Here is a 24276-nt window from a genome sequence, read left to right as displayed (position 1 = left end):
GAGCGCGGGCGCCCTAGTCGCCCGCGAACCGATCCCGCAGCTCCCGCTTGAGGATCTTCCCGCTCGCGTTGCGCGGCAGCTCCTCCACGAACCTCACCCGCTTCGGCGCCTTGAAGTGGGCGAGCTTCACGCGCGCGTGGTCGATCAGTTCGGCCTCGCTCACCTCGCCGCGCGGGACGACTACCGCCGTGACGGCCTCGATCCAGCGCTCGTCGGGCAGGCCGATCACGGCGACCTCCGCGACACCCTCGTGTGTGTACAGCGCGTCCTCGACCTCACGTGAGGCGATCAGTACGCCCCCGGAGTTGATGACGTCCTTCACCCGGTCGACGATGGTGAAGTAGCCGTGCGCGTCCCGCACGGCGAGGTCACCGGAGCGGAACCAGCCGTCGCGGAAGGCCTCGGCGGTCTCCTCGGGCTTGTCCCAGTAGCCCTCGCACAGCTGAGGGGAGCGGTAGACGATCTCGCCGGAGGTGCCCTCGGGCACCTCCTCGCCGTCCTCGTCGACCACCCGGGCGTCGACGAAGAGCACGGTACGGCCGCAGGAGTCCATCCGGCCCTTGTGCTCCTCCGGGGCCAGCACCATGGCCAGCGGGCCGATCTCGCTCTGCCCGAAGCAGTTGTAGAAGGCCAGCTCGGGCCATCGCTCACGCAGCCGCTCCAGGACCGGCACCGGCATGATCGAGGCGCCGTAGTACGCCTTGCGCAGTCCGTCGAGCTCCCGGGTCGCGAAGTCGGGGCGGCCCGCGAGGCCGATCCAGACCGTGGGCGGGGCGAACAGACTGTCCGCACGCCCGGCTTCGATCAGGTCGAAGAGCCGGTCACCGTCGGGCGACTCCAGAATGACGTTGGTGGCGCCGACCGCCAGATACGGCATCAGGAACACATGCATCTGCGCCGAGTGGTACAGCGGCAGCGAGTGGACGGGCCGGTCCCCCGCGCTCAGATCGAGGGCGGAGATCGCGCTCAGGTACTCGTGGACCAGGGCGCGGTGGGTCATCATCGCGCCCTTCGGCAGGGCGGTGGTGCCGGAGGTGTAGAGGAGCTGGACCAGGTCTTCGCCGCGCGCCTCCGGGCCGTCGTACGCGGGCGCCGTGGCCTGCCGCGCCAGCAGCGAGTCGTCGGCGTCGCGCAGCGGCATCGTGGGGACGCCGTCGGGGAGCCGGCCGGCCAGGGCGGGGTCGGTGAGGATCAGCGAGCTGCCGCACTGGCCGACGATGTACGCGAGGTCGTCGCCGGTGAGGTTCTGGTTGACGGGGACGTGGACCAGGCCCGCGCGGGCGCACGCCAGGAACGCGATGAGATACGCGCCGGAGTTGTGGCCGTAGGCCGCGACCCGGTCGCCGGGGGTGAGGCCCTGGCCGAGCAGGACGCTCGCCGCGCGGGAGACGGCCTCGTCGAGTTCCTCGTACGTCCACGCGCGTTCGCGGTCCTCGACCGCGGTGCGTTGCGGGGTGCGTCGGGCGCTGCGGCGCAGCACTCCGTCAACCGTGCTGCCGTGTCCTGGCGTCATGACACATGATCCTCGGTCTCCCGAACAGATGGGTCAAGGCTGACACCGGACACCCGGCCGAGGACACATACCCGTTGGTATGCTCAACGGTTCCTTCCCTCAATGACGTTGGGAGGCACGATGCGCACCCGCCCCAGACGGCTCGTCGTCGCGGCCGTCGCCCTGCTCGCCACCACGGCCGGGCTGTTGCCCGCGGCCGCGGCCGAGCGGCAGGGCCCGCAGGACCGGCAGGACCGGCAGGACCGGCAGGAACAGCTCTCGCACGGTGGTCTGTCCGCCGTGGTCCGCTATACCGAGTACGGCATTCCGCACATCGTCGCCGACGACTACAGGTCCCTCGGCTTCGGCACCGGTTGGGCGCAGGCCGCCGACCAGGTGTGCACGCTCGCGGACGGGTTCGTGACCGTGCGCGGCGAGCGTTCACGGTTCTTCGGACCGGACGCGGCGACCGACTTCTCGCTGTCCTCGGCGACCAGGAACCTCTCCAGCGACCTGTACTTCCGCGGCGTACGCCAGACCCGCACGGTGGAGAAGCTCCTCGCCCAGCCGGCCCCGCGCGGCCCGAGCCGCCAGGTCAGGGACCTCATGCGGGGCTTCGCGACCGGGTACAACTCCTGGCTGAAGCAGAAACGGATCACCGACCCCGCCTGCGAGGGCGCCGCCTGGGTGCGGCCGGTCACCCCGCTGGATGTGGCGACCCGCTTCTACGCCATCGCCGTACTCGGCGGCCAGGGCGGCGCCGTGGACGACATCACCGGCGCCCAGCCGCCCACCGGATCCACCGGATCCACCGGATCCACCGGATCCACCGGATCCACCGGATCCACCGGCGCAGGCAAGGACAGCGGGGCCGCCCCGGACGCCGACGCCCTGATACGGGCGGTGCGCGAGCGGACCGCCGACGCGGACATGGGCTCGAACGCGGTCGCCTTCGGCGGTGACACCACGGCGAACGGCCGCGGTCTGCTGCTCGGCAACCCGCACTACCCGTGGCACGGCGGCCGCCGCTTCTGGCAGGCGCAGCAGACGATTCCCGGCGAGCTCAACGTCGCCGGCGCCGCGCTGCTCGGCTCGCCGACGATGTCCATCGGCTACAACTCCCATGTGGCGTGGAGCCACACCGTCTCGACCGGCGTCCCGTTCAATCTGCACCGTCTGACGCTGGATCCCGCCGACCCGACGGTCTACCTCGTGGACGGCGAACGCGAGCGGATGAAGAAGCGGACGGTGACCGTCACGGTCAGGGACGGCGCACCGGTGACCCACACCCAGTGGTGGACCCGGTACGGCCCGGTCGTGGCCTCCACCGACGGCGAACTCCCGCTGCCCTGGACCTCGACCACGGCATACGCGCTCAACGACCCCAACGCGGCCAACCTCCGGTTCGGCAACACCTCACTCGGGTTCAGCAAGGCCCGCGGCACAGCCGACGTCCTCGCGTCCCTCGCCCGGAACCAGGGGCTCCCCTGGGTGAACACCATCGCCGCGGACGCCTCGGGACACTCCCTCTACACCCAGTCGCAGGTCCTGCCCCGGATCACCGACGACCTAGCGGCCCGCTGCTCCACCGACCTCGGCAGGACCACCTACCCGGCGGCGGGCCTCGCGGTCCTCGACGGTGCCCGCGGCGACTGCGCCCTGGGCCGCGACGCCGACGCCGTCCAGCCCGGCATCTTCGGTCCGGCGCGCATGCCGACGCTGAAGGACGCGCCGTACGCGGAGAACTCCAACGACAGCGCCTGGCTGGCCAACGCCGACCGTCCGCTCACCGGATACGAGCGGGTCTTCGGCAACATCGGCACACAGCGCTCGCTGCGCACCCGCGGCGCGATCGAGGACGTGGCGGCGATGGCGGAGCGGGGCGGTCTGACCGTCCGGGACCTGGAGCGCCAGCAGTTCACGAACCGGGTGCCCGCCGCCCACCTGGCCGCCGCCGACACGGCGAAGGCATGTGCCGTACTACCGGGTGGAACGGCGACGGGCAGCGACGGCAGGGCGGTCGACGTGAGCGAAGCCTGCTCGGTGCTCGCGTCCTGGGATCGCACCATGGACACCGGCAGCCGGGGAGCCCTGCTCTTCGACCGCTTCTGGCGGAAGCTGACGGCGAAGGTGCCGGCCGCCCAGCGGTGGAAGGTGCCCTTCTCCCCGGCGGACCCGGTACGCACGCCGAACACGCTCGACACGGACGCCCCCGGCTTCGCCACGGCCCTCGCGGACGCGGTCGCCGAACTCCGCGCGGCGGGCATCGCGCTCGACTCCCGCCTGGGCGAGCACCAGTTCGTCGTACGGAACGGTCAGCGCGTCCCCGTTCCGGGTGGCACGGAGGGCCTGGGTGTGTGGAACAAGGTCGAGCCGGTGTGGAACGCGGCGCAGGGCGGCTACACCGAGGTCTCGACCGGCTCCAGCCACATCCAGGCGGTCGGCTGGGACGGCGGACGCTGCCCGGTGGCCCGTACGCTCCTGACGTACTCCCAGTCCTCGAACCCGAACTCGCCCCACTTCCGCGACCAGACCCGGTTGTTCTCGGGCGAGAAGTGGGTGACCGCACGGTTCTGCGAGAAGGACATCCTGTCCTCGCCCGCCCTGAAGGTCGTCCGCGTGCGCGAACGCTGAGGGAGTGTGGTCCTGTTCCACGTGGTCCCGCCCCACATGGGGCGGGACCACAAAGGGCGAAACCACATAGGGCGGGACCACATGGGGCGGGACCACACGACGCGAAACTATTCCTCGGCTTCGCAAAAGCGATGCGGCCGAATGCTTCATTCCTGCGTCTCCGTGCCCCCGTGCGCCCCCGTGCAGAAAGGATTCACGAAACCGCAGGCCGGTTGAACTGGGCAGTACATGACTCGAACGTCAAATCGGTGGGACATCCACCGACTTTCGTGTGTGCCGATTGAGGCAGGGGTTTTCGATGAGTCGTGTTGCGCCAGACCCAGAGCAGGGATGGACGGTGGGGACTGCACCGGGCATATTCCCCACTGTCAGCCACGGTATCGCGTTGTTCCGGCGCCCGCTGGATTTTCTGAATTCCTTACCCGCTCGCGGGGATCTGGTCGAGATACGCCTGGGTCCACTGCGCGCATGGGTGGTCTGCCACCCGGAGCTGGTCCACCAGGTCCTCATGGACCCGCGCACCTTCGACAAGGGCGGCCCGCTCTACGACCGGCTGCGGACGCTGTTGGGCGACGGCGTCGGCACCTGCCCTCATCAGGCCCATCGGCGGCAACGCAGGCTTCTCCAACCCGGCTTTCGCAAGGCCCGTGTCGCCGAACACACGGAACTCATGGGCGAGGAGGTGGAGTCGGTGTGCCGTGAGTGGCGGGCGGGGCAGCAGGTCGACATCAGCGCGACCATGCTGACGCTCTCGGCACGGGTGATCAGCCGCGTTCTCTTCTCCGACTCGCTCGACTCCGCCACGGCCGCCGAGATGCACAGGTGCCTCGTCACCATCGTCCGCGGCCTGTTCCTGCGGACGGTGGTGCCGGTCGATGCCCTGTTCCGGATTCCCACGCCCGCGAACCGGCGATTCCTGCACGCTTCCGCCCGTCTGCGCGCGCTCGTCGACGCGGCCATCGCCGAGCGCCGACGGGGCGATCCCCTCAGCGAGCGGGACGACCTGTTGGGGGTGCTGCTGGCGGCCGCGCGCAGTGACGGCGAAGCGGCGGCGATCACCGAACAGGAGGTCCGCAGCCAGGTGCTCACGCTGATATTCGCCGGAGCCGAGACCACCTCCCTGTGCCTCGCCTCCGCCTTCGAGCTCCTGGCGCGACATCCCGAGGAGGAACGCCGCGTGCACTCCGAGGTCGACGTCGTGCTCGCCGAGGGGCGGCCGCCCGGCCGCGACGAGCTGCCGCGCCTCGTCCGAACCCGGTACGTCCTCACCGAGACCCTGCGCCACCGCCCGCCCGGCTGGCTCTTCACCCGGGTCACGACCGAGGAGACGGTTCTTGCCGGGCAGCGTCTCCCCCGGGGCGCCACCGTTCTGTACAGCCCGTACCTCCTGCACCACGATCCCGCCTCGTTCCCCGAACCCGACCGCTTCCTCCCCGGCCGCTGGGAGCCCACGCGGGCCGCCGCGGTCCCGCCCGGGGCGATGATCCCGTTCGCCGCGGGCGCCCGGAACTGCATCGGCGACACGTTCGCCATGGCGGAAGCCACGGTGGCCCTCGCGTTCATCTCCCGCCACTGGCGGCTGCGCCATGTGCCCGGACACGTCGAACGGCTGCGCCCCGCGGCGTCCTTGGGGCCGAGGGGTCTGGTGATGGTCTGCGAACCGCGAGCACCACGCCCGGTGGACTCAGCTCCTCGGGCGCCCTCCCTCGTCCCCCGGGCAACGCCGACCCCTCGCGCCCACGACCCCCGAACGGCAGGTGGCGACGATGTCCACGACGCATGAGGAAATCGCGTTGACCGCACCGCGCGCGATTCCCGCCCTCAATCTGCGGGAACTGATCGACGCGAACCTCTACATGCCCTTCCCGTTCCAGAGCAATCCCCACGCATCCGAAGCGGCAGCGGGAGTCGACGCGTGGCTGCGTACATGGGGGCTCACCGACGAGCCGGAAGTAGCGGCCATGATCTCCTGTACCCGACCCGCCGAACTGGCGGCCTACAACAGCCCGACCGTGGATTCCGGCCTCCTCCAGATCATGGCCAACCAAATCGCCTACCAGTTCATCTTCGACGACCGGGCGGAAGACGTCGGCCTTCAGCGGCCCGGTCGACTGCTGCCCATGCTGAGCGAGAGCGTCAGGATCCTGCGGGACGGACAACGGCCCGAGAGCCCTCTCGGGGCCGCCCTGGCCGATCTCCAACGGCAGGTCCAGGAGCGGTGCACACCCGCTCAGGCAGCACGGTGGGCGTGGAACAGCCGCGAGTACGTGCACGGTCTGCTGTACGAAGCGGTGGCCCAGACCCACTCCGCCCCTGTGGGCAGCGGGCTCTGCCGGTCCATACGTTCCCTCATCGCGGGGATCGAGCCGTTCCACCCGCTGTGCGAGGCCGCGCAGCCGTACGAGCTGGCCCCGGAGGAACTCCGGCATCCCGTCGTGCGGCGCCTGGGGCGCCTGTCGGTCGACGCGGCGGTGTGGACAGCCGACCTGTTCTCCGCCGTGAAGGAGCAGCGGGCCGGCGGCGTGATCAATCTGGCCCTCGACTACCAGCGCGCCCACCAATGCTCCCTGCCGGAGGCCGTCACGCTGGCCATCCGGCGCATCAACGGCACGATCGGCGAGTTCGAGGAGCTCTACGGTGAGATCAGGCCGGAGCTGAGCCCGGCCGGCGTCGGCTATGTGGAGGGAATGGCCGGCTGGATCCCCGGATGCTACTTCTGGTCCCGCACCGTGCCTCGGTACGCGGACACGATGGCGGCATCCGCCATTCCCTGAGCCTCCGCCCGACCTGCCGCCGCAGGGGAGGGAGCTCAAGCGGGAGCGCGACATATTACCCAAACGGCCGAGTCCTGAACGCCTGCTCTCGAAAGTTCACCCTCCTTGCCGACCTCCTGTTGCAACCCGTCCAAGGGGCGTGCGTGAGGGCGTACGCTCGCCCCCGTCCGGCGGGAGCAACGACAGGAAGCGGTAGACCACATGGCCCATGGGCTGCGGCAACCGATCACCGAACACCGGCCGCTACTCGAACGCAACCGGGAACTCCGGGCGCTCGACTCCGCGTTGTCGGATCTCCACAAAGCTGTCGACGGCATGCCCCGGGTGCCGCGTGGCGGGTTGCTCGCCTTCACCGGGGAGGCCGGGCTGGGCAAGACCACACTCATCGCGGCGGCGCGCGCCGGCGCCGTCGCACACGGACTCACGGTGGTCTCGGGCACGGGGGGCGAGAAGGATCAGGGGCTGGCGTTCCGCGTCGTCCGCCAGGTCATGCAGCCCACCCTGGCCACGATGAGCGAAACGGAACGTCGGGCCTTCCTGGGCAGCTGGTACGACATCGTCGGCGCCGCGCTCGGCCTCGAGGCGACGGACACCACTCACAGGCCGGACCCGACCGGGGTGCGCGACGGCCTCGACTGGGTCATGACGCGCCTCACCGTGATGAACGGGCCTCTCGTCCTGCTCCTGGACGACATGCACTGGGCCGATGCCGAATCCCTCGACTGGCTCGCCTCCTTCGCGCCCCGGGTCGCGGACCTCCCGCTCTTGATCGTCGTCGCCTACCGGCCCGACGAACTCCCGTCCGACGCGACCTCTTTCCGCACCCTCGTGGAGCGCCACGAGAAGCGCCCGCACGCGCTGTCGCCGCTCGGCAGGGACGGTGTGGCGCGGATCGTCAGGACCGAAGTGGGCGAGGAGGCCGAGGACGAGTTCTGCGCCGAGTGCTGGGCGGTCACCGGCGGCAGCCCGTTCGAGACCGTCGAACTGGCCATCAGGCTCCGTGAGCGGCAGGTGCGGGGCACTCAGGACGAACTGGACGTGATCGGGGACCTCGCCGCCGCGGTCAAGGGCCCCGGACTGATCGAGCGCCTCCACCGGCTCGGCCCGACCACCGTCCGCTTCGCGTGGGCCGCCGCCGTACTGGGCGGGTCCTTCTCCCCCGAACTCGCCGCCGGCATCGCGGTGGTCGGCAGCGAGGAAGCCGCCGAGGCAGCCGAGAAGCTGCGCGCCTCCCGCATCCTCGCGGACGGCGACACGCCCGGGCGCAGCCTGGAGTTCGTCCACCCGTCGATCGCCACAACGATCTACCGCGCCATCCCCTCGGGCCTGCGGGTCGGCATGCACAACGCGGCGGCCGACGCCGCCCAGGCGGCCGGGCTCGGGCCCACGGCCGCCGCCCGGCACCTGCTGGAGGTGCCCTGCGACGGTCGGCCCGAAGCGGTCTCCGTCCTGCGCGCCGCCGCGCACGAGTATCTCTGTGCCGGGGCCCCGGAGGCCGCGCGTCGCGTGCTGACCCGAGCGCTGCGGGAACCGCCTCCTGCGGAGGACCGCGCCGCGCTCCTGCACGAACTGGCCTGCTCGACCTTCCTGATCGAGCCCACAGCCACGGTCAGCCACCTCCGGGAGGCGCTGACGGAGCCGGGCATCGATCCCGACCTGCGCGCTTCCATCGTCTACCGGCTGACCCAGGCACTGGCCAACACCGACCGGCTGACCGAAGCCGCGGCGGTGGCCGCCGACGAAGCGCGGCGGGCCCCCAATCCGCGTATCAAACTGCGTATGCAGGCCGATCACTTCGTCTGGAGTGCGTTCCGCACCGACGAGTCCGACTCGTCCGCCCGCTCGCGCCGGCTGACGCGGCTGGCCGACAAGCTGACCGGCCGCGGCCTGGAGGAGCGCTACATCCTCGGCCTGCGGGCATGGGACGCCCTGGTACGCGGCGAACCGCGCAGAACCGCCCTCCAGCATGCCCAGGAGGCCCTGCGCGGAGGGATGAGCTGGACCGACGAGAACCGCGGCTTCGAGGTGCCCGTGGCGGTCGCCCTGCTGTTCATGTACTGCGACCAGCCGTGGCGGGCCGAAGAACTGTTCACCAAAGGCATGGCCGAGTGCGAGCGCAAGGGCTGGAGCGGCTCCCACCTGGCGCAGGGCCAGACCCTCTTCGGCTACATCCGCTACCGTCGCGGCTGCCTCTCCGAGGCCGAGGATTTCGTACGGGCCGGACTGCACACCGCCGAGCGCGTCGAAGGCGCGGTGCCCGCCCAGTGGTTCGCCATCGGGATCCTCATCCAGATCCTGCTGGCCCGCGGGCGGGTCGGCGACGCGCGTCGGCTCGCCGACACCTACCACTACGGCGACGTGGTCCCGAACGCCGTCATCTTTCCCGATCCCCGCACCGTGTACGCCGAACTGCTGCTGGCCGAGGAGCGGTACTCCGAGGCGGCACGGCTGTTGTCCGCCGTCGGGGACTGGCTGGAGGCACGTAACTGGCGCAACCCTGCCTGGTGCCCCTGGCAGCTGGACCTGGCCTCCGCTCTCGCCCGCACCGACCCCGACCGGGCGGTCCGCCACGCCCGGGACGCCGTCAAGCGGGCGAGGGACTTCGGTGCGGCATCCGCGATCGGCCATGCGCTGCACATCGAGGCGGAGGTGACCGGCGGTCCGGCCGCCCTCGATCTGCACACCGAGGCCATCGAACACCTGGAGCGGTCGCCCGCGTCGTACGAGCTGGCCCGAGCGCTCGTCGGGCACGGCGCCGCGCTGTCCCGCAACGGGCAGGTGCAGGAGGCTGCCCATCGGCTCTACCAGGGGCTGGAAGGCGCTGTTCACTGTGGTGCCGAGTCCCTCTCGGCACGGGCCCGGCAAGAGCTCTCGGCGGCCGGGCTGCGCCCGTTGCCCCTGCGCTACGCGCAGACGGACACGCTCACCGCCCGTGAGCGGCAGACGGCCGAACTGACGGTCCAGGGCCATCCGGTGGGGGTGATCGCGAAGCAACTGCACCTCACCGAGCAAGGGGTACGGCAACTGCTCTCCTGCGTCTATCGCAAGATCGGCACCGACGCGGCGGGCCTGACTCAGGCTCTGGAGACCTTCCCGTGTCCTCGGCAGTGACTGACCGACGGGCGGCGTGCGGAAGCGGTCACACGGGCCGGCTACGCCCCTCCCAGTACGGGTCCCGCAGCCGCCGTTTGTACAGCTTGCCGTTGGGGTCGCGCGGCATCTCGGTGATGAAGTCGACGCTCTTGGGCCGTTTGTAGCCGGCGAGCCGCCCGGCGCAGTGGTCGAGGATCGTGGCGGCGAGGGCGGGGCCCGGCTCGTGGCCCGGGGCCGGTTCCACGACGGCCTTGACCTCCTCGCCCCAGTCGTCGTGCGGGATGCCGAAGGCGGCTGCGTCGGCGACGGCCGGGTGGGCGAGCAGAGCGGACTCGATCTCGGCCGGGTAGATGTTGACCCCGCCCGAGATGATCATGTCGATCTTGCGGTCGCGCAGGAAGAGATAACCGTCCTCGTCGAGGTAGCCGAGGTCACCGACCGTGAAGAAGTCGCCGATGCGGTTCTTCTCCGTCTTGGCCTGGTCCTTGTGGTAGGCGAAGCCGCCGGTGTTCATCTTCAGGTAGACGGTGCCGAGTTCGCCGGGCGCAAGCCGGTCGCCGTCGTCGTCGAAGATCGCGAGTTCGCTGATCGGCCACGCCTTGCCGACCGTGCCGGGCTTCTTCAGCCAGTCCTCGGCGGTCGCGAAGGCACCACCGCCTTCACTCGCGGCGTAGTACTCCTCCACGCACGGGCCCCACCAGTCGAGCATGGCCCGTTTCACATGGTCTGGGCAGGGGGCGGCGCCGTGGATGGCGTGCCGCATGGAGGAGACGTCGTAGCGGGCCCGAGTCTCCTGCGGAAGCGCGAGCAGCCGGTGGAACTGGGTCGGGACCATATGGGTGTGCGTGCAACCGTGGGCGTCGATCAGGCGGAGCATTTCCTGCGGGGTCCACTTGTCCATGAGCACCAGCCGGTGGCCTATGTGCAGGGAAGCGCCCGCGAACTGGAGTACGGCGGTGTGATACAGCGGCGAGCACACCAGGTGCACGTTGTCCTCGAACGGCCGGATGCCGAAGATGCCGAGGAAACCGCCGAGGTAGGACTCCTCGGGTGTCCTGCCGGGCAGTGGGCGCCGGATGCCGCGCGGGCGGCCGGTGGTGCCCGAGGTGTAGTTCATGACCCAGCCGAGCGTGCGGTCCGCGGGCGCCGAACCCGGTTGTCCGTCGAGGAGTTCGGCGTACGGCCGGAAGCCCTCGACCTCGCCGATCGCGTACCGGTGGGTGCCGGGCAGGCCCGCCTCGTCGGCGGCGTGGCGGGCGGGAGCGGCGAAGCGCTCGTGAGCGAGGAGCACCTTGGCGCCGGAGTCGGCCACGATCCAGGCGATCTCCGGGCCGACGAAGTGGTGGTTGACCGGGACGAGATAGAACCCGGCCTGGCTGGCGGCGAGATAGGCGGTGAAGAACTCGGGGCTGTTGGGCAGGACGACCGCGAAGGCGTCACCGCGCCTCATCCCGGCCGCGCGCAGGCCGTGGACGAGCCGGTTGGCGTCGGCGTGCAGCCGGCCGGCGGTCCACTCCTCGCCGTCGGCGGAGACGAGGACCGTGCGGTGGGGGTCGGCGTCGGCCTGGGCCCAGAAGCCCGCGGGGGGTGTGCTCGTCACTGGCCGCTCCTTCCGGCGATGCGGTTGATCCGGTCGATGGACTGCTCGAAGCCACGAGTGAGGTCGTCGAAGACGGCCCGGACACTGCGTTCGCTGTTCATCCGGCCGACGATCTGGCCGACGGGTGTGCCCAGCAGCGGCCCGACCTCGTGCTTCTGGATCCGGGAGACGGCCTCGGCCACCAGGAGGCCCTGGAGGGGCATGGGCAGGGTGCCGGGTCCGTTCGGGTCGTCCCAGGCATCCGTCCACTCGGTGCGCAGCTGGCGTGCGGGCTTGCCGGTGAGGGCGCGGGAGCGCACCGTGTCGCCGGAGCCGGCGGCGAGCAGTTTGGCGGTCAGCGCGGCGGAATGCAGATCCGCCTCTGTGGTGGTGAGCCATATGGAGCCCAGCCACACACCTTGGGCGCCGAGGGTGAGTGCCGCCGCCACCTGTTGGCCGCTTCCGATCCCGCCGGCCGCCAGTACGGGCAGCGGGTCGACGGCTTCCACCACTTCCGGGGTGAGCACCATGGAGGCGATGTCACCGGTGTGGCCGCCCGCCTCATACCCCTGGGCCACCACGATGTCGATGCCCGCCTCCTGGTGCTTGCGGGCGTGCCGGGCGCTGCCCGCGAGCGCGGCGACGAGCACACCCCGGTCGTGAGCGCGCTCCACGACGTCCGCGGGCGGTGAGCCGAGGGCGTTGGCGAGCAGCTTGATCGGATAGTCGAAGGCGACGTCGAGCTGGGTGCGGGCGACCTGTTCCATCCACCCGGTGATCCGCCAGCCGGACTCCTCCCCCTCGGCCAGCTCGGGCACGCCGTACTGGGCGAGGGTGTCCTTGACGAACTGCCGGTGCCCTTCCGGGATCATCGCCTCGACGTCGGCCTCCGTCAGTGTTTGGTTGTTCGGGGCCTCGACCTTCTTCGCGGGCATGACGACGTCCAGGCCGTAGGGTCTGCCGTCGACATGTGCCTCGACCCAGTCGAGGTCGCGTTTGAGGTCGTCGGATGCGGTGTAGCGGACCGCGCCGAGCACTCCGAAGCCACCGGCCCGGCTGATGGCCGCTGCGACGGCGGGGAACGGCGTGAAGCCGAAGATGGCGTGCTCGACTCCCAGTCTCTTGCTCAGCTCCGTCTGCATGGGCGCAGGATGCCGCAGTCCTTCGGACGACGGAAGACCTTTTCTGATACACCGTCAGATCTCTTGGGTGAGCACCCCGTTGACACGGCTCCCACCTGACACGAAAGTTTCACCACGCAAGGTGATCCCGGAAAGATACTTTCAGCCGGAGCGGCGGGAGGAACCTCGATGACCGACGGCAGAAGCGGACTGACCAGGCGTCAACTGGTCGCGGGCACCCTGGCCCTGGGCGGTGCACTGGCCATCGCCCCCTTCCCGGCCGGACCGGCGGCCGCCTCCTCCGGCCGCAGCACCCTGCGCCACGGCTCCCCCGAGCGCGCCGGCCTCCTCCCCGCACCCCTTCGCCGACTGGTCACCGACGCCGAGGCGTTCCTCGGCCCCTCCCCCGCGCACCCCTGGTACGCGGGCGCCGTACTGCTCGCCGGGCGTGGCGGGACCGTGGCCCTGCACGAGCCCATCGGAACGGCGGTGCGCTATCAGGCGTACGACGAGAAGACGGGCACCGGCGTCGAGTTCCCGTCCGATCAGCAGATCCCGATGGCCGAGGACACCGTCTTCGACCTCGCCTCGGTGTCCAAGTTGTTCACCTCGATCCTCGCCGTGCAGCAGATCGAGCGGGGTGCGCTGGGGCTGGAGGCGACGGTCGCCTCGTACCTCCCGGACTTCGGCCGCGCGGGCAAGCAGGACATGACGATCCGTCAGCTCCTCACGCACACCTCGGGGTTCCGTGCCTGGATCCCGCTGTACGCCGCGCCGACGTACGAGGCGAAGCTCGAACTCATCTGGAACGAGGCGCCGCTGAACCCACCGGGCTCCAGCTACCTCTACTCGGACCTGAACCTGATCTCCCTCCAGCTGGTGCTGGAGAAGATCACCGGCCACGGGCTCGACGCCCTCCTCCATGACGAGATCACCGCCCCGCTCGGCATGCGTCGCACCCGCTACAACCCGCCCGCCGCCTGGCAGCCGAAGATCGCGGCCACCGAGGACGCCCGCAAGCCCTGGTCCGGCCTGGACCGGGGGCTCGTGTGGGGCGAGGTGCATGACGAGAACGCCTTCAGCCTCGGTGGCGTCGCCGGCCACGCGGGCGTCTTCTCGAACGCGTGGGACCTCGCGGTCCTCGGCCGGACGCTGCTCAACGGCGGGATCTACGGCAGGTGCCGCATCCTGGAGCCGGAGTCGGTGGACCTGATGTTCACCGACTTCAACACCGCCTTCCCCGGCGACGAGCACGGCCTCGGCTTCGAGCTCTACCAGCACTGGTACATGGGCGCGATGGCCACGCCGCACACCGCCGGGCACACCGGCTTCACCGGCACCTCGCTCGTCCTCGACCCGACGACCGACTCCTTCCTCATCGTGCTCGGCAACTCGGTCCACCCGGTGCGCAGTTGGCGCTCCGGCTCCGCGCCGAGGGTCGCCGCCGCCGACAACATGGCCCGCGCCGTACCGGTCCGCCCCCGCCACGGCCGTACCGCGTGGTTCTCGGGTATGGCGACCGCCGCGACGGCGACGCTCGCGCTCCCCGCACTGGACACCTCCGCCGCCGACGCGTCCACCGGTGACGCGTCCCTGCGTTGCGCCCTGTGGTGGGACACCGAACCCCGGTCGGACATCCTCGCCCTGGAGTCCACTACGGACGGCGGAGCGACCTGGCAGCCGCTCCCGTTCACGACCACCCGCCACGGCGAGCGGCCGCAGGACCGTCCGACCGGCACGGTCACCGGCTGGTCGGGCCGCGTCTGGCACCGCCTCACGGCCCGACTCCCCGCGCACCGGCAGTTGGTGGTCCGCTGGCGGTACACGACCGACCGGCTGTACGTGGGCCGTGGCGCCTACGTCGACGGCCTCCGTGTCGAGGCGGCGGACCGCGTCCTCTTCGACGAGGCCCGGCCGGCGGATGCGGCCCGGATCACCGTGAGCGGCTGGAGCGCCTCGGCGGACTGACGGCCACCGCCACGACCGCGACGCCCGAACCGCCCGTCAGTCCCCGGACCGCTCCAGCACCGCCATCGCCGCATTGTGCCCCGGCACCCCGCTCACTCCTCCCCCGCGCACCGCGCCCGCCCCGCACAGCAGCACGTTCGCGTGGGAGGTCTCCACGCCCCAGCGGCCGGTGTCCTCCTGGGCGTAGGGCCAGGCCAGGTCGCGGTGGAAGATGTTGCCGCCGGGGAGGCGCAGGTCACGCTCCAGGTCCAGCGGGGTCTTCGCCTCGATGCACGGCCTGCCCTCCGCGTCCGTCGCCAGGCAGTCGGCGATCGGCTCGGCGAGGTGGGCGTCCAGTTGGGCGAGTGTCGACTTCAGCAGTTCCTCGCGTACGGCGTCGTTGTCCTGTGCGAAGAGCCTCGCCGGGGTGTGCAGGCCGAACAGGGTGAGGGTCTGGTAGCCCTGGGCCACGAGGTGGGGCCCGAGGATCGTCGGGTCGGTCAGCGAGTGGCAGTAGATCTCGGACGGCGGCGCGCCGGGGAGTTCACCGGCGGCGGCCTGGGCGTGGGCGGTGGCCAGCTGGCGGTAGCCCTCGGCGATGTGGAAGGTGCCGGCGAACGCCTCGCGCGGGTCGACGGAGGTGTCGCGCAGCCTCGGCAGGCGCTTGAGCAGCATGTTCACCTTGAGCTGGGCTCCCTCGGCGGGGGCCGGGGGTGTGTCGCCGGTGAGGGCGGCCAGTGCCTGCGGGGAGGCGTTCACCAGGACGTGGCGGGCGGCGGCGACGCCCTCGCCTTCGGCCGTCCGATAGGTGACCTCCGCCGTACGGCCGTCCGTGTCGATCCGTACCGCCTCGTGCCCGGTGACGATGTCCGCGCCCGCCGTGCGCGCCGCCGTGGCCAGGGCGTCGGTGAGGGCGCCCATGCCGCCGACGGGGACGTCCCAGGCGCCGGTGCCGCCGCCGATCACGTGGTAGAGGAAGCAGCGGTTCTGCTTGAGCGTCGTGTCGTGGGCGTCGGCGAACGTGCCGATCAGGGCGTCCGTCAGGACCACGCCCCGGACCAGGTCGTCCGTGAAGCGGTCCTCGACCGCGACGCCGATCGGCTCCTCGAAGAGGGTTCGCCAGGCCTCCTCGTCGTCCACCCGGTGGCGCAGTTCCTCCCGGCTCGGCAGGGGCTCGGTGAGGGTCGGGAACACCCGCCTGGCCACCTCGCCGGTCATGTCGTAGAAGCGCTGCCAGGCGGCGTACTCGCGCTCGGTGCCGGTCAGCCGGGCGAACGCCTCGCGGGTGCGCCGTTCACCGCCGCCCACCAGCAGTCCGGTCGAGCGTCCGTCCCGTTCCACGGGGGTGTAGGAGGACACGTCGCGCGTGCGGACCCGGAAGTCCAGTCCGAGGTCCCGGACGATCTTCTTCGGCAGCAGGCTGACCAGGTACGAGTAGCGGGAGAGCCGGGCGTCGACGCCCGCGAACGGGCGCGTGGACACGGCGGCGCCCCCGGTGTGGTCCAGCCGTTCCAGCACCAGCACGGACCGGCCGGCGCGGGCCAGATAGGCGGCTGCGACCAGACCGTTGTGGCCTCCGCCGACGATGACGGCGTCGTACGTACGGTGTCCCGGGTGTCCCACGTGTGCTGGCATGGTTCTTCGTAACACGTGATGATCTAGGTCGGCCATAGGTGGGACACCCTGGGGGCCACGGGCCACCTTGGCCGTCACCGGCCTCCGGACGCCCCCTGCTGCCGCAGCACCGCCACCCTCCGGTACAGCTCGGCGGCCTCCGCGCCGCGCCCGAGCTGCTGAAGGCAGTGGGCCTCGTCGTTGCGGCTGGCGAGGGTGTCGGGGTGGTCGGCGCCGAGGACGCGTTCGCGGGCGGCGGCCACCCTGCGGTACTCGGTGAGCGCGTCAGGCCAGCGGCCCAGCCAGCCGAGGCTCACGGCCACCTCGCGCCGGCTGACCAGGGTGTCCGGGTGGTCGGGGCCCAGCACGCGCTCGCGGATCGCGCTCACGTCACGCGATTCGGCGAGGGCCTCCTCCCAGCGGCCGAGCCGGCCGAGGTTGACGCCGAGACCGTGCCGGGCGCGGAGGGTCTCGGGGTGCGCGGGGCCGTGGACGCGTGTGCGGTCGTCGATCAGGTCGCGGTAGAGCTGGAGCGCCTCCCCGCTGTGGCCGAGGCGGCCGAGGCTGATGCCTACCTCGTAGCGGGCGGCGAGGGTGTCGGGATGGTCGGGGCCGAGGGCCTGGGCTCGGGCCTCGGCGACCTCGCGGTAGGTCTGGAGCGCCTCGGGCCAGCGACCCAACTGGCCGAGCGCGTAGGCGACTTCGTAACGGGTGACCAGGGTGTCGGGGTGGTGTGCGCCGAGGACGCGGGCGCGGGCGTCGGCGACCTCGCCGGCCATCCGGTACGAGTCCTCCAGGCGGCCGAGTCTGCTGAGGTTGAAGGCGAGGTTGTGGCGGCAGCGCAGGCTGTCGGGGTGGTCGGCGCCCATCGCGCGCTCTCGTGCCGTCAGGACGGAGGTGTAGACCTGGTGGGCGTCGAAGTGGCGGCCCAACTGGCCCAGTACGTACGCCATTTCCTGCCGGGCCGCGAGGGTGTCCGGATGGTCGGGCCCGAGGGACAGGCTGCGGGCACGGGCGACGTGCTTGTACTCACGCAGGGCGTCGGCGGCGCGGCCGGTGCGGCTGAGGGTGAAGGCGAGTTCGTAGCGGCTGGCGAGGGTGTCCGGGTGGTCGGGGCCGAGGAGGTGTTCGCGTTCCGCGGCGACCGCGCGGTGCACCTCGCCCGCCTCCGTCCAACGGCCCAGCCGGCCCAGGCTCAGCCCGGCGTTGTGCCGTCCGGCCAGCGCCGTGAGCGCCGCGGCGGACGGGGCGGGCGTTTCGTCGGCCGCGGCGGTCTCCGCGGGCCGGCCGGTGGTCGCCCGTGGGATCCACTCCCCGGTGAGGCCGGCCGCGGCGTCCGGCGGTGTGGTGCGCAGTCCGGCGCCGGTGGCCTTGTGGCCGGTGGTCATGCCCCGGGTCCAGGACGGCAGGCGGGGGGCGCGGGCCACGGGCTCCGGGGGCCTGAGGTCCGGCTGCGGGGTCACCACGGTCGGCACGTACGCCGGTGTCGTACGGCCCAGACTGATCCGGCGACCCAGCTCGCGGCCGTCGTGCGGGCGTTCCTCGGGTCGTTTGGCCAGCAGGTCGAGGATGACCTTCTCGAAGTACTCGGGCAGCTCGGCGCGGTGGCTGCGCGGCGGGCGGGGCGGGGTGTCACGGTGGCCGACGAGGATCGCCCAGGGGTCGTCGAGGTCGAACGGCGGCACCCCGGTGGCGATCTCGTACAGCACGCAGCCCAGCGAGTACAGGTCGCTGCGCTGGTCCACCTCGTCTCCGCCGATCTGTTCCGGCGACATGTAGTGCGGGGTGCCCATCGCGATGCCGGTGCCGGTCAGCCGGGAGGTGAAGCCGATGTCGTGGGCGAGGCGGGCTATGCCGAAGTCGCAGATCTTCACCGTGCCGTCGGCGAGCCGCATGATGTTCGCGGGCTTCAGGTCGCGGTGCACGATGCCCTGTCGATGGGTGTAGGCGAGGGCGGCGGCGACCTGGTCGGCGATCTCGACGACGTCGGGGACGGGCAGTGGATGGTGCTTGTTGTCCTCCAGGAGCTGGCTGAGGTTGCGGCCCTCCAGCAGCTCCATGACCAGGAACAGGACCCCGTCGGACTCACCGAAGTCGTGGACGACGGTCACGCCCCGGTGCTGGAGCGCCGCGGCCACCCGGGCCTCGCGGCGGAACCGCTCCCGCAGGACGCGGGTGAAGGAGTGGTCGTGGTGCGGTCCGAGCGGCTTGAGGCACTTCACGGCGACATGCCGGCCCAGCGACTCGTCGCGCGCACGCCACACCTCGCCCATACCGCCGCGCCCGATCGGCTCGAGCAGCCGGTACCGGCCCTGGATCAGCCTGCTGTCCCCCATCTCCCGCGTTCGCCCCCCGTTGTGGTCCGCCCGCCCTCCCCCGGCTCGTCCAGTATGGCGAGCTATCGTCCGAGTTTGTACGGTGCCGGGCGGGAGCCCGGGCCGAGCCGGGCCATGGCGCGCAGGATGTGTTTGGGCGGGAGTTGCCAGCGCAGACGTGCGGGAACACAGCGCAGCAGGGTGCCTGTGGCACGCAACTGGCGGGTGACGGTGGCGGGTTCCGGGGCCGGTCTGCCGTACAGCTCGTGGGCGTACGGCGGCAGAGCGGCGTACGCCAGGTGCGCCACGCGCCGCCACAGAACCTCGCGCGCCGGGACGAGAAGGGGATGCGTCGGCGGGCGGAGCAGGAAGTCGTCCACGGCGCGTGCCTCGGGTCCGCAGGCGAGCTCGGGCCGCACCTTCTCGAAGTACGCCGCCATCTCGTCCCTGTTCGCCGGTACGGCGTCGGGGTCCAGGCCCACCAGCCGGGCGCTGACGCGGTGTTCGCCGATGTAGCGGTCGGCCTGCGCGTCGGTGAGGGGGAAGCCGGAGCGGCGCGCGACCCGCAGATAGGAGTCGATCTCGGCGCAGTGCACCCACAGCAGCAGTTCGGGTTCGTCGACGCCGTACCGCTCCCCCGTGTCCGGGTCGGTGGCGCCCAGCATGCGGTGGATCTTCCGCACCCGGACACCCGCCTTCTCGGCTGCCTCGGTGGTGCCGTAGGTGAGGGTGCCGACGAAGTTCGCGGTGCGCAGGAGCCTGCCCCAGGCGTCCTGCCGGAAGTCCGAGTTCTGCATGACGCCGCGCACCGCGCGCGGATGCAGTGCCTGGAGATACAGCGCACGGATTCCGGCGACCCACATCATGGGGTCGCCGTGCATCTGCCAGGTCACGGAGGAAGGGCCGAAGAGGCCGGGGTCACCGCTGCGTATGGCGTCCACCTTCGTCAGTGTGACGAGGATTCCTGGTTGGCACAAAGGAGGGATGGTCGGCACTGCAGGGGAGGCGATGGCGAGTGGTGGGGCGATTTGCCTAGGCTGCCTCAGCATGGAGGGGCAGCCGTCAGGGTCTGCCTCGCGGTGATGGGTGCGGGAGAGACAACCGGTGAACCGCCAGGGCGAGCAAGGCAAGTTGGTGCGGGACCGCATTCCGCAGATCATCCGTGAGGGCGGGGCTGAACCCGTCACCTACGTCGCGGGCCCGGAGGACTACCGCAGCCGCCTGCGGGACAAGCTCCGCGAGGAGGTCGCCGAGTTCCTGGACTCGTCTGGACCGGCAACCGCTGACCACGGCCGCCCCGACGGTCCTTCGGTCGGGACCGCGCTCCGCCTTCCGCCGGCACACGACACGCCGTTGGCCCGGCAGCGGCCTGACCTGCGGTGCGCCAAGTGCCAACCAGCGATCCTGGTCACAGCAGGCTAACGCCGCACCCTCGGCATCCCCAGTCCGATCCAGGAGATGATCTCCCGCTGGATCTCGTTGTTGCCGCCGCCGAAGGTGAAGATGACGGCCGAGCGGTAGCCGCGCTCCAGTTCGCCGTGGAGTACGGCGCCCGCCGAGCCCTCCTTCAGCGCCCCTGGTGCGGCGACGATCTCCATCAGCCAGGCGTAGGCGTCGCGGCGGGCCTCGGAGCCGTAGACCTTCACGGCCGAGGCGTCCTGTGGGGTGAGCGTGCCCTCCTGCACGGCGCTCACCATCTTCCAGTTCAGGAGCTTGAGGGCGTCGAGCCTGGTGTGGGTCTGGGCGAGGCGGCGGCGTACCCAGGGGAGGTCGATGACGCGGCGGCCGTCGGTGAGCTTGGTCTCCGTGGCCCAGCGCTGGACGTCGTGCAGGGCGCGGATGGCCATGGTGCCGTGGGCGGCGAGGGTGACGCGCTCGTGGTTGAGCTGGTTGGTGATCAGGCGCCAGCCCTGGTTCTCCTCGCCGACGCGGTGGGCGACGGGGACCCGGATGTTCTCGTAGTAGCTGGCCGTGGTGTCGTGCGAGGCGAGGGTGTTGATGAGCGTGCAGGAGTAGCCGGGGTCGGTGGTCGGGACGAGGAGCATGGTGATGCCCTTGTGGGGCGGTGCGTCCGGGTCGGTGCGGACGGCAAGCCAGACCCAGTCGGCGGTGTCGCCGTTGGTGGTCCAGATCTTCTGGCCGTTGACCACGTACTCGTCGCCGTCCCTTACGGCGCGCGTCCTGAGCGAGGCGAGGTCCGTCCCCGCGTCGGGCTCGCTGTAGCCGATCGCGAAGTCGATCTCGCCGGCGAGGATCTTCGGCAGGAAGTACGCCTTCTGCTCGTCCGTGCCGTATCGCATGATCGTCGGGCCGACCGTGTTGAGCGCCATCAGGGGCAGCGGTACGCCCGCCTGGGCGGCCTCGTCGAAGAAGACGAACTGCTCCATCGCGGTCAGACCGCGTCCGCCGTACTCCTTGGGCCAGCCCACGCCGAGCCAGCCGTCCGAGCCGAGCCGCCGGATCGCCTTGCGGTAGTGGCGCTTCTGGGCCGCCGGGCCGGTGGTGGGGGCGCCTCCCGTGTCTTTCGGGTCATGAGGGAGGGTCTCGGCGAGGTCCGGCACCAACTCGGCGAAGTAGTCACGAAGCTCGCTGCGCAGCCGCTGCTGCTCGGGCGTGTATTCGAGATGCACGGCGCCTCCAGGCTCCCCGGGACCGGTCCTGACGGCGCACACCGTAGAACGTGTTCCAGAAATTGGGAATGGCGAGGAGCGGGAGAACGCGAGCGCCGGTCTGACGTGGCTCAGTCGAGCGTGGCCATGAAGTCCGTACAGGCCCGTGCGCAGTCGCGGCAGGCCTTCGCGGCGTCCTCGGCCTCCGGGTGCCTGTCGAAGACATGGGCGCATTCCAGGCAGACCGTACGGGTCCACTCCAGCTGGATACGGAGGGCGCTCTCGGCGCCCTCGTCCATGTGGCCCTGCTCGCCCAGCGCGCGGCAGGTCGCGTCGCAGACTTCGGCGCACAGGATGCCCTTGCGTCGCACGAGTTCCTGTTCCTCGGCTCCGTCCGGTTCCACGAGGCTCGCGCGCAGGGCACAGGCACGGGCGCAGTCGGTGCAGGCCTGTGCGCAGGCGAAGCGGTCCTCCAGGAACCGGACGAGCTCTTGCTGGGGCGTTGTCGATGTCACACGAGGCGGGTAGCCGGAGCCGTCGGCACCAAACCCGGTGTTCCCCCGTGTGCCGACCGATCATGGCCAACGGGTTCATGAGCGGGACCAGGGGTACTCGCGCGCCATGGACACCACTTGGATGGACATCGCCGCAGCACGGGGCGCGCTCGCCGTCGGGCTGCTCGTCGCCGGTGTGGTCGTCGTGGCGCTGCTCATCGGCGCCTTCGTCCTGGGCAGCCGCATCAGGCGCCGGGAACCGCGTCCGCCCCGCCCCGAAGAGCAGCCCAGGCTGCCCGACGAGGGCCCGGTGCACGAGATCCGGGAGAACCGCGAGCCCGCCGAGGTACCGAAGAGCGACCACCGGCTCTCCCCGCACGACCTGCCCGCCCACGGCAACGTTCCCTCCCGGCCCAGCCAGTCCCAGGAACGGCGGCGCTGGACCGAGGGCGGCAGCGGATCGTTCGGCAGCGGCGGTACGTGACGCCTCCGGCGCCGTACTGGGCCGTGGTCGTGCGCGGCGCACCCTCGCACCCGGGAACCGGGTCATGGCCGGCCCGAACCCCAGCGACCAGCCGCATCAGCCCTGAGGCGCTGGATCTCCGCCTGGGCTCCGGCGACGACCGAGCCGGGCGAGTCCGAAGGTGGCACCCTCCATGAGCCCGGCCTGCCCGTCCCTGCCCGTCGAGCCCGTCGGGGTGTACGGGCCGTACAGGGTGCGCCGCTCGTCAGGGGTCAGTACGGTGCTGTTCTGGTGTTCGAGTTCGGCTGTGGGAGGCCGCATGGCCGGCAACAAGGTGGAGAAGCTGCCGCGCAAGACGTACGAGAAGGAACTGCTGCGTCTGCAGATGGAGTTGGCGAAGCTCCAGGAATGGGTGCGGGCAGAGGGCGCCCGGCTGGTCCTGGTCTTCGAGGGGCGGGACGCGGCGGGCAAGGGCGGCACCATCAAACGGGTCACCGAGCATCTCAACCCCCGGGTCGCGCGGATCGCGGCCCTGCCCAAGCCGACCGAACGCGAACGCACCCAGTGGTACTTCCAGCGGTACATCCAGCATCTGCCCGCCGCCGGGGAGATCGTGCTGTTCGACCGCAGCTGGTACAACCGGGCCGGTGTCGAGCACGTCATGGGCTTCTGCACCCGCAAGGAGTACCAGCGCTTCCTGCATCAGTGCCCCCTCTTCGAGCGGATGCTGGTGGAGGACGGGATCCTGCTGCGCAAGTACTGGTTCTCGGTGAGCGACGAGGAGCAGCAGGAGCGCTTCCGGCGCCGCCTGGAGGACCCCCTGCGCCGCTGGAAGCTCTCCCCCATGGACCTGGAGTCGATCACCCGTTGGGAGGAGTACTCCCGGGCCAAGGACGAGATGATGGTGCACACCGACATCGCCGGGGCCCCCTGGTACGTCGTCGAGAGCGACGACAAGCGCCGGGCCCGGCTGAACATGATCGCCCATCTGCTGGACTCCCTGCCGTACCAGGACGTCCTCCCGCCCGTCCTCGACCTGCCCGAACGGCCGGAGTCGAGCGGCTACCAGCGGCCGCCGCGCGACCTGCAGAAGTACGTCCCGGACCACGCGGCGGACCTCTGAGCCTGCCCGGCGGCCGCTCGCCCCGCTCACGCCTCCCCGGACCGGACGACGGCGACCGGGCAGTGCGCGTGGTGGAGCAGAGCCTGGCTGACCGAGCCCAGGAGCAGCCCGGCGAAGCCGCCCCGCCCCCGCGCCCCGACCACGACGAGCCCCGCGTCGGCGCTGGCCTCGATGAGGGTGTGGCGGACCCGGCCGCGTGCCAGCCTGCGGTGGACGGCGACGTCGGGATACAGGTCGCGCAGCCCGCCCAGCGCCTCGGCGAGGACGCGTTCCTCCTCGTCACGCAGGCGCTCCTCGTCGTACGTCACGAAGGGCGGGTCGGCGGGAGAGTCGTAGGCGCGGTCGGTCCGGACGCTCCAGGCGTGCAGCGCCACCAGGTCCGTGCCGTGCAGCGAGGCCCGGGTGAAGGCGAACTCGACGGCTCCCCGGGCCGCGGGCGAGCCGTCGACGGCGAGGAGCACGGGCCCGGCCGGGTTCGGCCTGCCGCGTACCACCAGCACCGGGCAGGCCGCGTGGGCGGCCAGATGACCTGCGGTGGAGCCGAGCAGCAGGGCACCGAAACGGCTCAGGCCCCGGCTGCCGACCACGGCCAGGGAGGCGGTGCGCGACTCGATCTCCAGCACGGTCACCGGTTCGCCCACGACGACCTCGCGCGTGATCGCGACGCCCGGAGCCGTCTCGTGGGCGCGCCGCTCGGCCCTGGCCATGGTGCCGTCGACCAGCTCGTGCAGCCCGGCGTGGCTCGGCTCCCAGGGCCGACCGCCGGCCGGTATGTGCGCGGCCGGCCGGCCGAAGGCGTGGACCAACCGCAGCCCCACACCGTGCAGCCCGGCCTCGCGCGCCGCGACCTCCACGGCCGCCAGACTCGACGGCGAACCGTCCACCCCCACGACAACCGGGCCGTTCATCGCGCTCCCCTTTCCGGACGGCGTCCGCGGGCGCCGTACGACGTCCCGCGCCGGGGCCGCCGGGCTCTCCATGACGGCGCCGGGGCGGCCGTTGTCCTCCCAGCCTCTCC

At 71.4% G+C, this 24276-nt stretch carries 18 protein-coding genes; 8 read left to right on the top strand and 10 right to left on the bottom strand.

The genetic code is table 11. The annotated features are described in order from the left end of the window. Nucleotides 1-13: 13 nt before the first annotated feature. The gene (locus ACFU95_RS15325; protein ID WP_383827236.1) at nucleotides 14-1513 is read right to left on the bottom strand and encodes an acyl-CoA synthetase; all 1500 of its coding nucleotides are present in this window, start codon (nucleotides 1511-1513) and stop codon (nucleotides 14-16) included. Between the two features lie 120 nt (nucleotides 1514-1633). Between ACFU95_RS15325 and ACFU95_RS15320 the strand changes: the two genes are divergently transcribed. The 4 genes from ACFU95_RS15320 (at nucleotide 1634) to ACFU95_RS15305 (ending at nucleotide 10011) form a co-directional block, all read left to right on the top strand. Next, entirely contained in the window at nucleotides 1634-4126 is a 2493-nt protein-coding gene (locus ACFU95_RS15320; protein ID WP_383827234.1) for a penicillin acylase family protein, read from the top strand. Between the two features lie 298 nt (nucleotides 4127-4424). Continuing rightward, nucleotides 4425-5909 carry a cytochrome P450 gene (locus tag ACFU95_RS15315; RefSeq protein ID WP_383827231.1) on the top strand — a complete coding sequence of 495 codons (1485 nt, stop codon included), beginning with the start codon at nucleotides 4425-4427 and terminating at the stop codon, nucleotides 5907-5909. After that, nucleotides 5893-6900 (top strand): (-)-alpha-amorphene synthase, encoded by a 1008-nt coding sequence (locus tag ACFU95_RS15310; RefSeq protein ID WP_383827228.1) that lies wholly within the window; start codon nucleotides 5893-5895, stop codon nucleotides 6898-6900. The genes ACFU95_RS15315 and ACFU95_RS15310 overlap by 17 nt, the downstream gene beginning before the upstream one ends. Before the next feature lie 201 nt (nucleotides 6901-7101). Then, nucleotides 7102-10011 carry an AAA family ATPase gene (locus ACFU95_RS15305; protein WP_383827225.1) on the top strand — a complete coding sequence of 970 codons (2910 nt, stop codon included), beginning with the start codon at nucleotides 7102-7104 and terminating at the stop codon, nucleotides 10009-10011. Between the two features lie 28 nt (nucleotides 10012-10039). Here the strand turns inward: ACFU95_RS15305 and ACFU95_RS15300 are convergent, their stop codons facing one another. Continuing rightward, nucleotides 10040-11593 carry an acyl-CoA synthetase gene (locus ACFU95_RS15300; RefSeq protein ID WP_383827223.1) on the bottom strand — a complete coding sequence of 518 codons (1554 nt, stop codon included), beginning with the start codon at nucleotides 11591-11593 and terminating at the stop codon, nucleotides 10040-10042. Continuing rightward, on the bottom strand, nucleotides 11590-12714 hold the full coding sequence (locus ACFU95_RS15295; RefSeq protein WP_383827221.1) for an NAD(P)H-dependent flavin oxidoreductase: 1125 nt from the start codon (nucleotides 12712-12714) through the stop codon (nucleotides 11590-11592). Before ACFU95_RS15295 ends, ACFU95_RS15300 begins: the two co-directional genes overlap by 4 nt. Before the next feature lie 168 nt (nucleotides 12715-12882). Here ACFU95_RS15295 and ACFU95_RS15290 point away from each other — a divergent pair, with 168 nt between their 5' ends. Further along, nucleotides 12883-14661, top strand: a complete 1779-nt coding sequence (locus tag ACFU95_RS15290) for a serine hydrolase (RefSeq protein ID WP_383827219.1) — start codon at nucleotides 12883-12885, stop codon at nucleotides 14659-14661. 36 nt (nucleotides 14662-14697) lie between these two features. Here ACFU95_RS15290 and ACFU95_RS15285 read toward each other — a convergent pair whose 3' ends face one another. From ACFU95_RS15285 to ACFU95_RS15275, 3 genes are all read right to left on the bottom strand, one after another. After that, nucleotides 14698-16311 (bottom strand): phytoene desaturase family protein, encoded by a 1614-nt coding sequence (locus ACFU95_RS15285; RefSeq protein ID WP_383827215.1) that lies wholly within the window; start codon nucleotides 16309-16311, stop codon nucleotides 14698-14700. A 38-nt stretch (nucleotides 16312-16349) separates the two neighbouring features. Next, on the bottom strand, nucleotides 16350-18590 hold the full coding sequence (locus ACFU95_RS15280) for a tetratricopeptide repeat protein (RefSeq protein WP_383827212.1): 2241 nt from the start codon (nucleotides 18588-18590) through the stop codon (nucleotides 16350-16352). Between the two features lie 62 nt (nucleotides 18591-18652). After that, entirely contained in the window at nucleotides 18653-19450 is a 798-nt protein-coding gene (locus ACFU95_RS15275; protein WP_383827500.1) for an oxygenase MpaB family protein, read from the bottom strand. Nucleotides 19451-19673: 223 nt separating this feature from the next. Between ACFU95_RS15275 and ACFU95_RS15270 the strand changes: the two genes are divergently transcribed. After that, on the top strand, nucleotides 19674-19991 hold the full coding sequence (locus ACFU95_RS15270) for a nucleoside triphosphate pyrophosphohydrolase (protein WP_383827209.1): 318 nt from the start codon (nucleotides 19674-19676) through the stop codon (nucleotides 19989-19991). Here the strand turns inward: ACFU95_RS15270 and ACFU95_RS15265 are convergent. Then, nucleotides 19988-21199 (bottom strand): acyl-CoA dehydrogenase family protein, encoded by a 1212-nt coding sequence (locus ACFU95_RS15265; RefSeq protein WP_383827206.1) that lies wholly within the window; start codon nucleotides 21197-21199, stop codon nucleotides 19988-19990. The genes ACFU95_RS15270 and ACFU95_RS15265 overlap by 4 nt on opposite strands. A gap of 110 nt (nucleotides 21200-21309) precedes the next feature. Beyond that, nucleotides 21310-21693, bottom strand: a complete 384-nt coding sequence (locus ACFU95_RS15260) for a ferredoxin (protein ID WP_383827204.1) — start codon at nucleotides 21691-21693, stop codon at nucleotides 21310-21312. Between the two features lie 106 nt (nucleotides 21694-21799). Here ACFU95_RS15260 and ACFU95_RS15255 point away from each other — a divergent pair, with 106 nt between their 5' ends. Then, a complete protein-coding gene (locus ACFU95_RS15255; RefSeq protein WP_383827202.1) occupies nucleotides 21800-22156 on the top strand; it encodes a DUF6479 family protein in 357 nt (118 codons plus the stop codon). A 96-nt stretch (nucleotides 22157-22252) separates the two neighbouring features. Here ACFU95_RS15255 and ACFU95_RS15250 read toward each other — a convergent pair whose 3' ends face one another. Beyond that, nucleotides 22253-22456, bottom strand: a complete 204-nt coding sequence (locus tag ACFU95_RS15250; protein WP_383827200.1) for a hypothetical protein — start codon at nucleotides 22454-22456, stop codon at nucleotides 22253-22255. Between ACFU95_RS15250 and ppk2 the strand changes: the two genes are divergently transcribed. Then, nucleotides 22455-23258, top strand: coding sequence for a polyphosphate kinase 2 (ppk2, locus tag ACFU95_RS15245; RefSeq protein ID WP_383827198.1), 804 nt, complete (start codon nucleotides 22455-22457; stop codon nucleotides 23256-23258). The two genes, ACFU95_RS15250 and ppk2, sit on opposite strands and share 2 nt — an antisense overlap. Before the next feature lie 26 nt (nucleotides 23259-23284). Here the strand turns inward: ppk2 and ACFU95_RS15240 are convergent, their stop codons facing one another. Further along, nucleotides 23285-24166 carry a universal stress protein gene (locus ACFU95_RS15240; RefSeq protein ID WP_383827195.1) on the bottom strand — a complete coding sequence of 294 codons (882 nt, stop codon included), beginning with the start codon at nucleotides 24164-24166 and terminating at the stop codon, nucleotides 23285-23287. Between the last annotated feature and the right edge of the window lie 110 nt (nucleotides 24167-24276).

The organism is Streptomyces sp. NPDC057623 (genome assembly GCF_042800355.1).
Taxonomy (GTDB): domain Bacteria; phylum Actinomycetota; class Actinomycetes; order Streptomycetales; family Streptomycetaceae; genus Streptomyces.
Note: the sequence above shows the minus strand (reverse complement) of the source record. Positions and strands in the feature narration are given on the sequence as shown.

Coding starts and splice junctions, on each gene's coding strand:
- ACFU95_RS15280 (WP_383827212.1), bottom strand. CDS start 18,590: ATGGGGGACAGCAGGCTGATCCAGGGCCGGTACCGGCTGCTCGAGCCG.
- ACFU95_RS15320 (WP_383827234.1), top strand. CDS start 1,634: ATGCGCACCCGCCCCAGACGGCTCGTCGTCGCGGCCGTCGCCCTGCTC.
- ACFU95_RS15305 (WP_383827225.1), top strand. CDS start 7,102: ATGGCCCATGGGCTGCGGCAACCGATCACCGAACACCGGCCGCTACTC.
- ACFU95_RS15315 (WP_383827231.1), top strand. CDS start 4,425: ATGAGTCGTGTTGCGCCAGACCCAGAGCAGGGATGGACGGTGGGGACT.
- ACFU95_RS15275 (WP_383827500.1), bottom strand. CDS start 19,450: ATGCACGGCGACCCCATGATGTGGGTCGCCGGAATCCGTGCGCTGTAT.
- ACFU95_RS15240 (WP_383827195.1), bottom strand. CDS start 24,166: ATGAACGGCCCGGTTGTCGTGGGGGTGGACGGTTCGCCGTCGAGTCTG.
- ppk2 (WP_383827198.1), top strand. CDS start 22,455: ATGGCCGGCAACAAGGTGGAGAAGCTGCCGCGCAAGACGTACGAGAAG.
- ACFU95_RS15325 (WP_383827236.1), bottom strand. CDS start 1,513: ATGACGCCAGGACACGGCAGCACGGTTGACGGAGTGCTGCGCCGCAGC.
- ACFU95_RS15250 (WP_383827200.1), bottom strand. CDS start 22,456: ATGCGGCCTCCCACAGCCGAACTCGAACACCAGAACAGCACCGTACTG.
- ACFU95_RS15255 (WP_383827202.1), top strand. CDS start 21,800: ATGGACACCACTTGGATGGACATCGCCGCAGCACGGGGCGCGCTCGCC.
- ACFU95_RS15290 (WP_383827219.1), top strand. CDS start 12,883: ATGACCGACGGCAGAAGCGGACTGACCAGGCGTCAACTGGTCGCGGGC.
- ACFU95_RS15295 (WP_383827221.1), bottom strand. CDS start 12,714: ATGCAGACGGAGCTGAGCAAGAGACTGGGAGTCGAGCACGCCATCTTC.
- ACFU95_RS15285 (WP_383827215.1), bottom strand. CDS start 16,311: ATGGCCGACCTAGATCATCACGTGTTACGAAGAACCATGCCAGCACAC.
- ACFU95_RS15310 (WP_383827228.1), top strand. CDS start 5,893: ATGTCCACGACGCATGAGGAAATCGCGTTGACCGCACCGCGCGCGATT.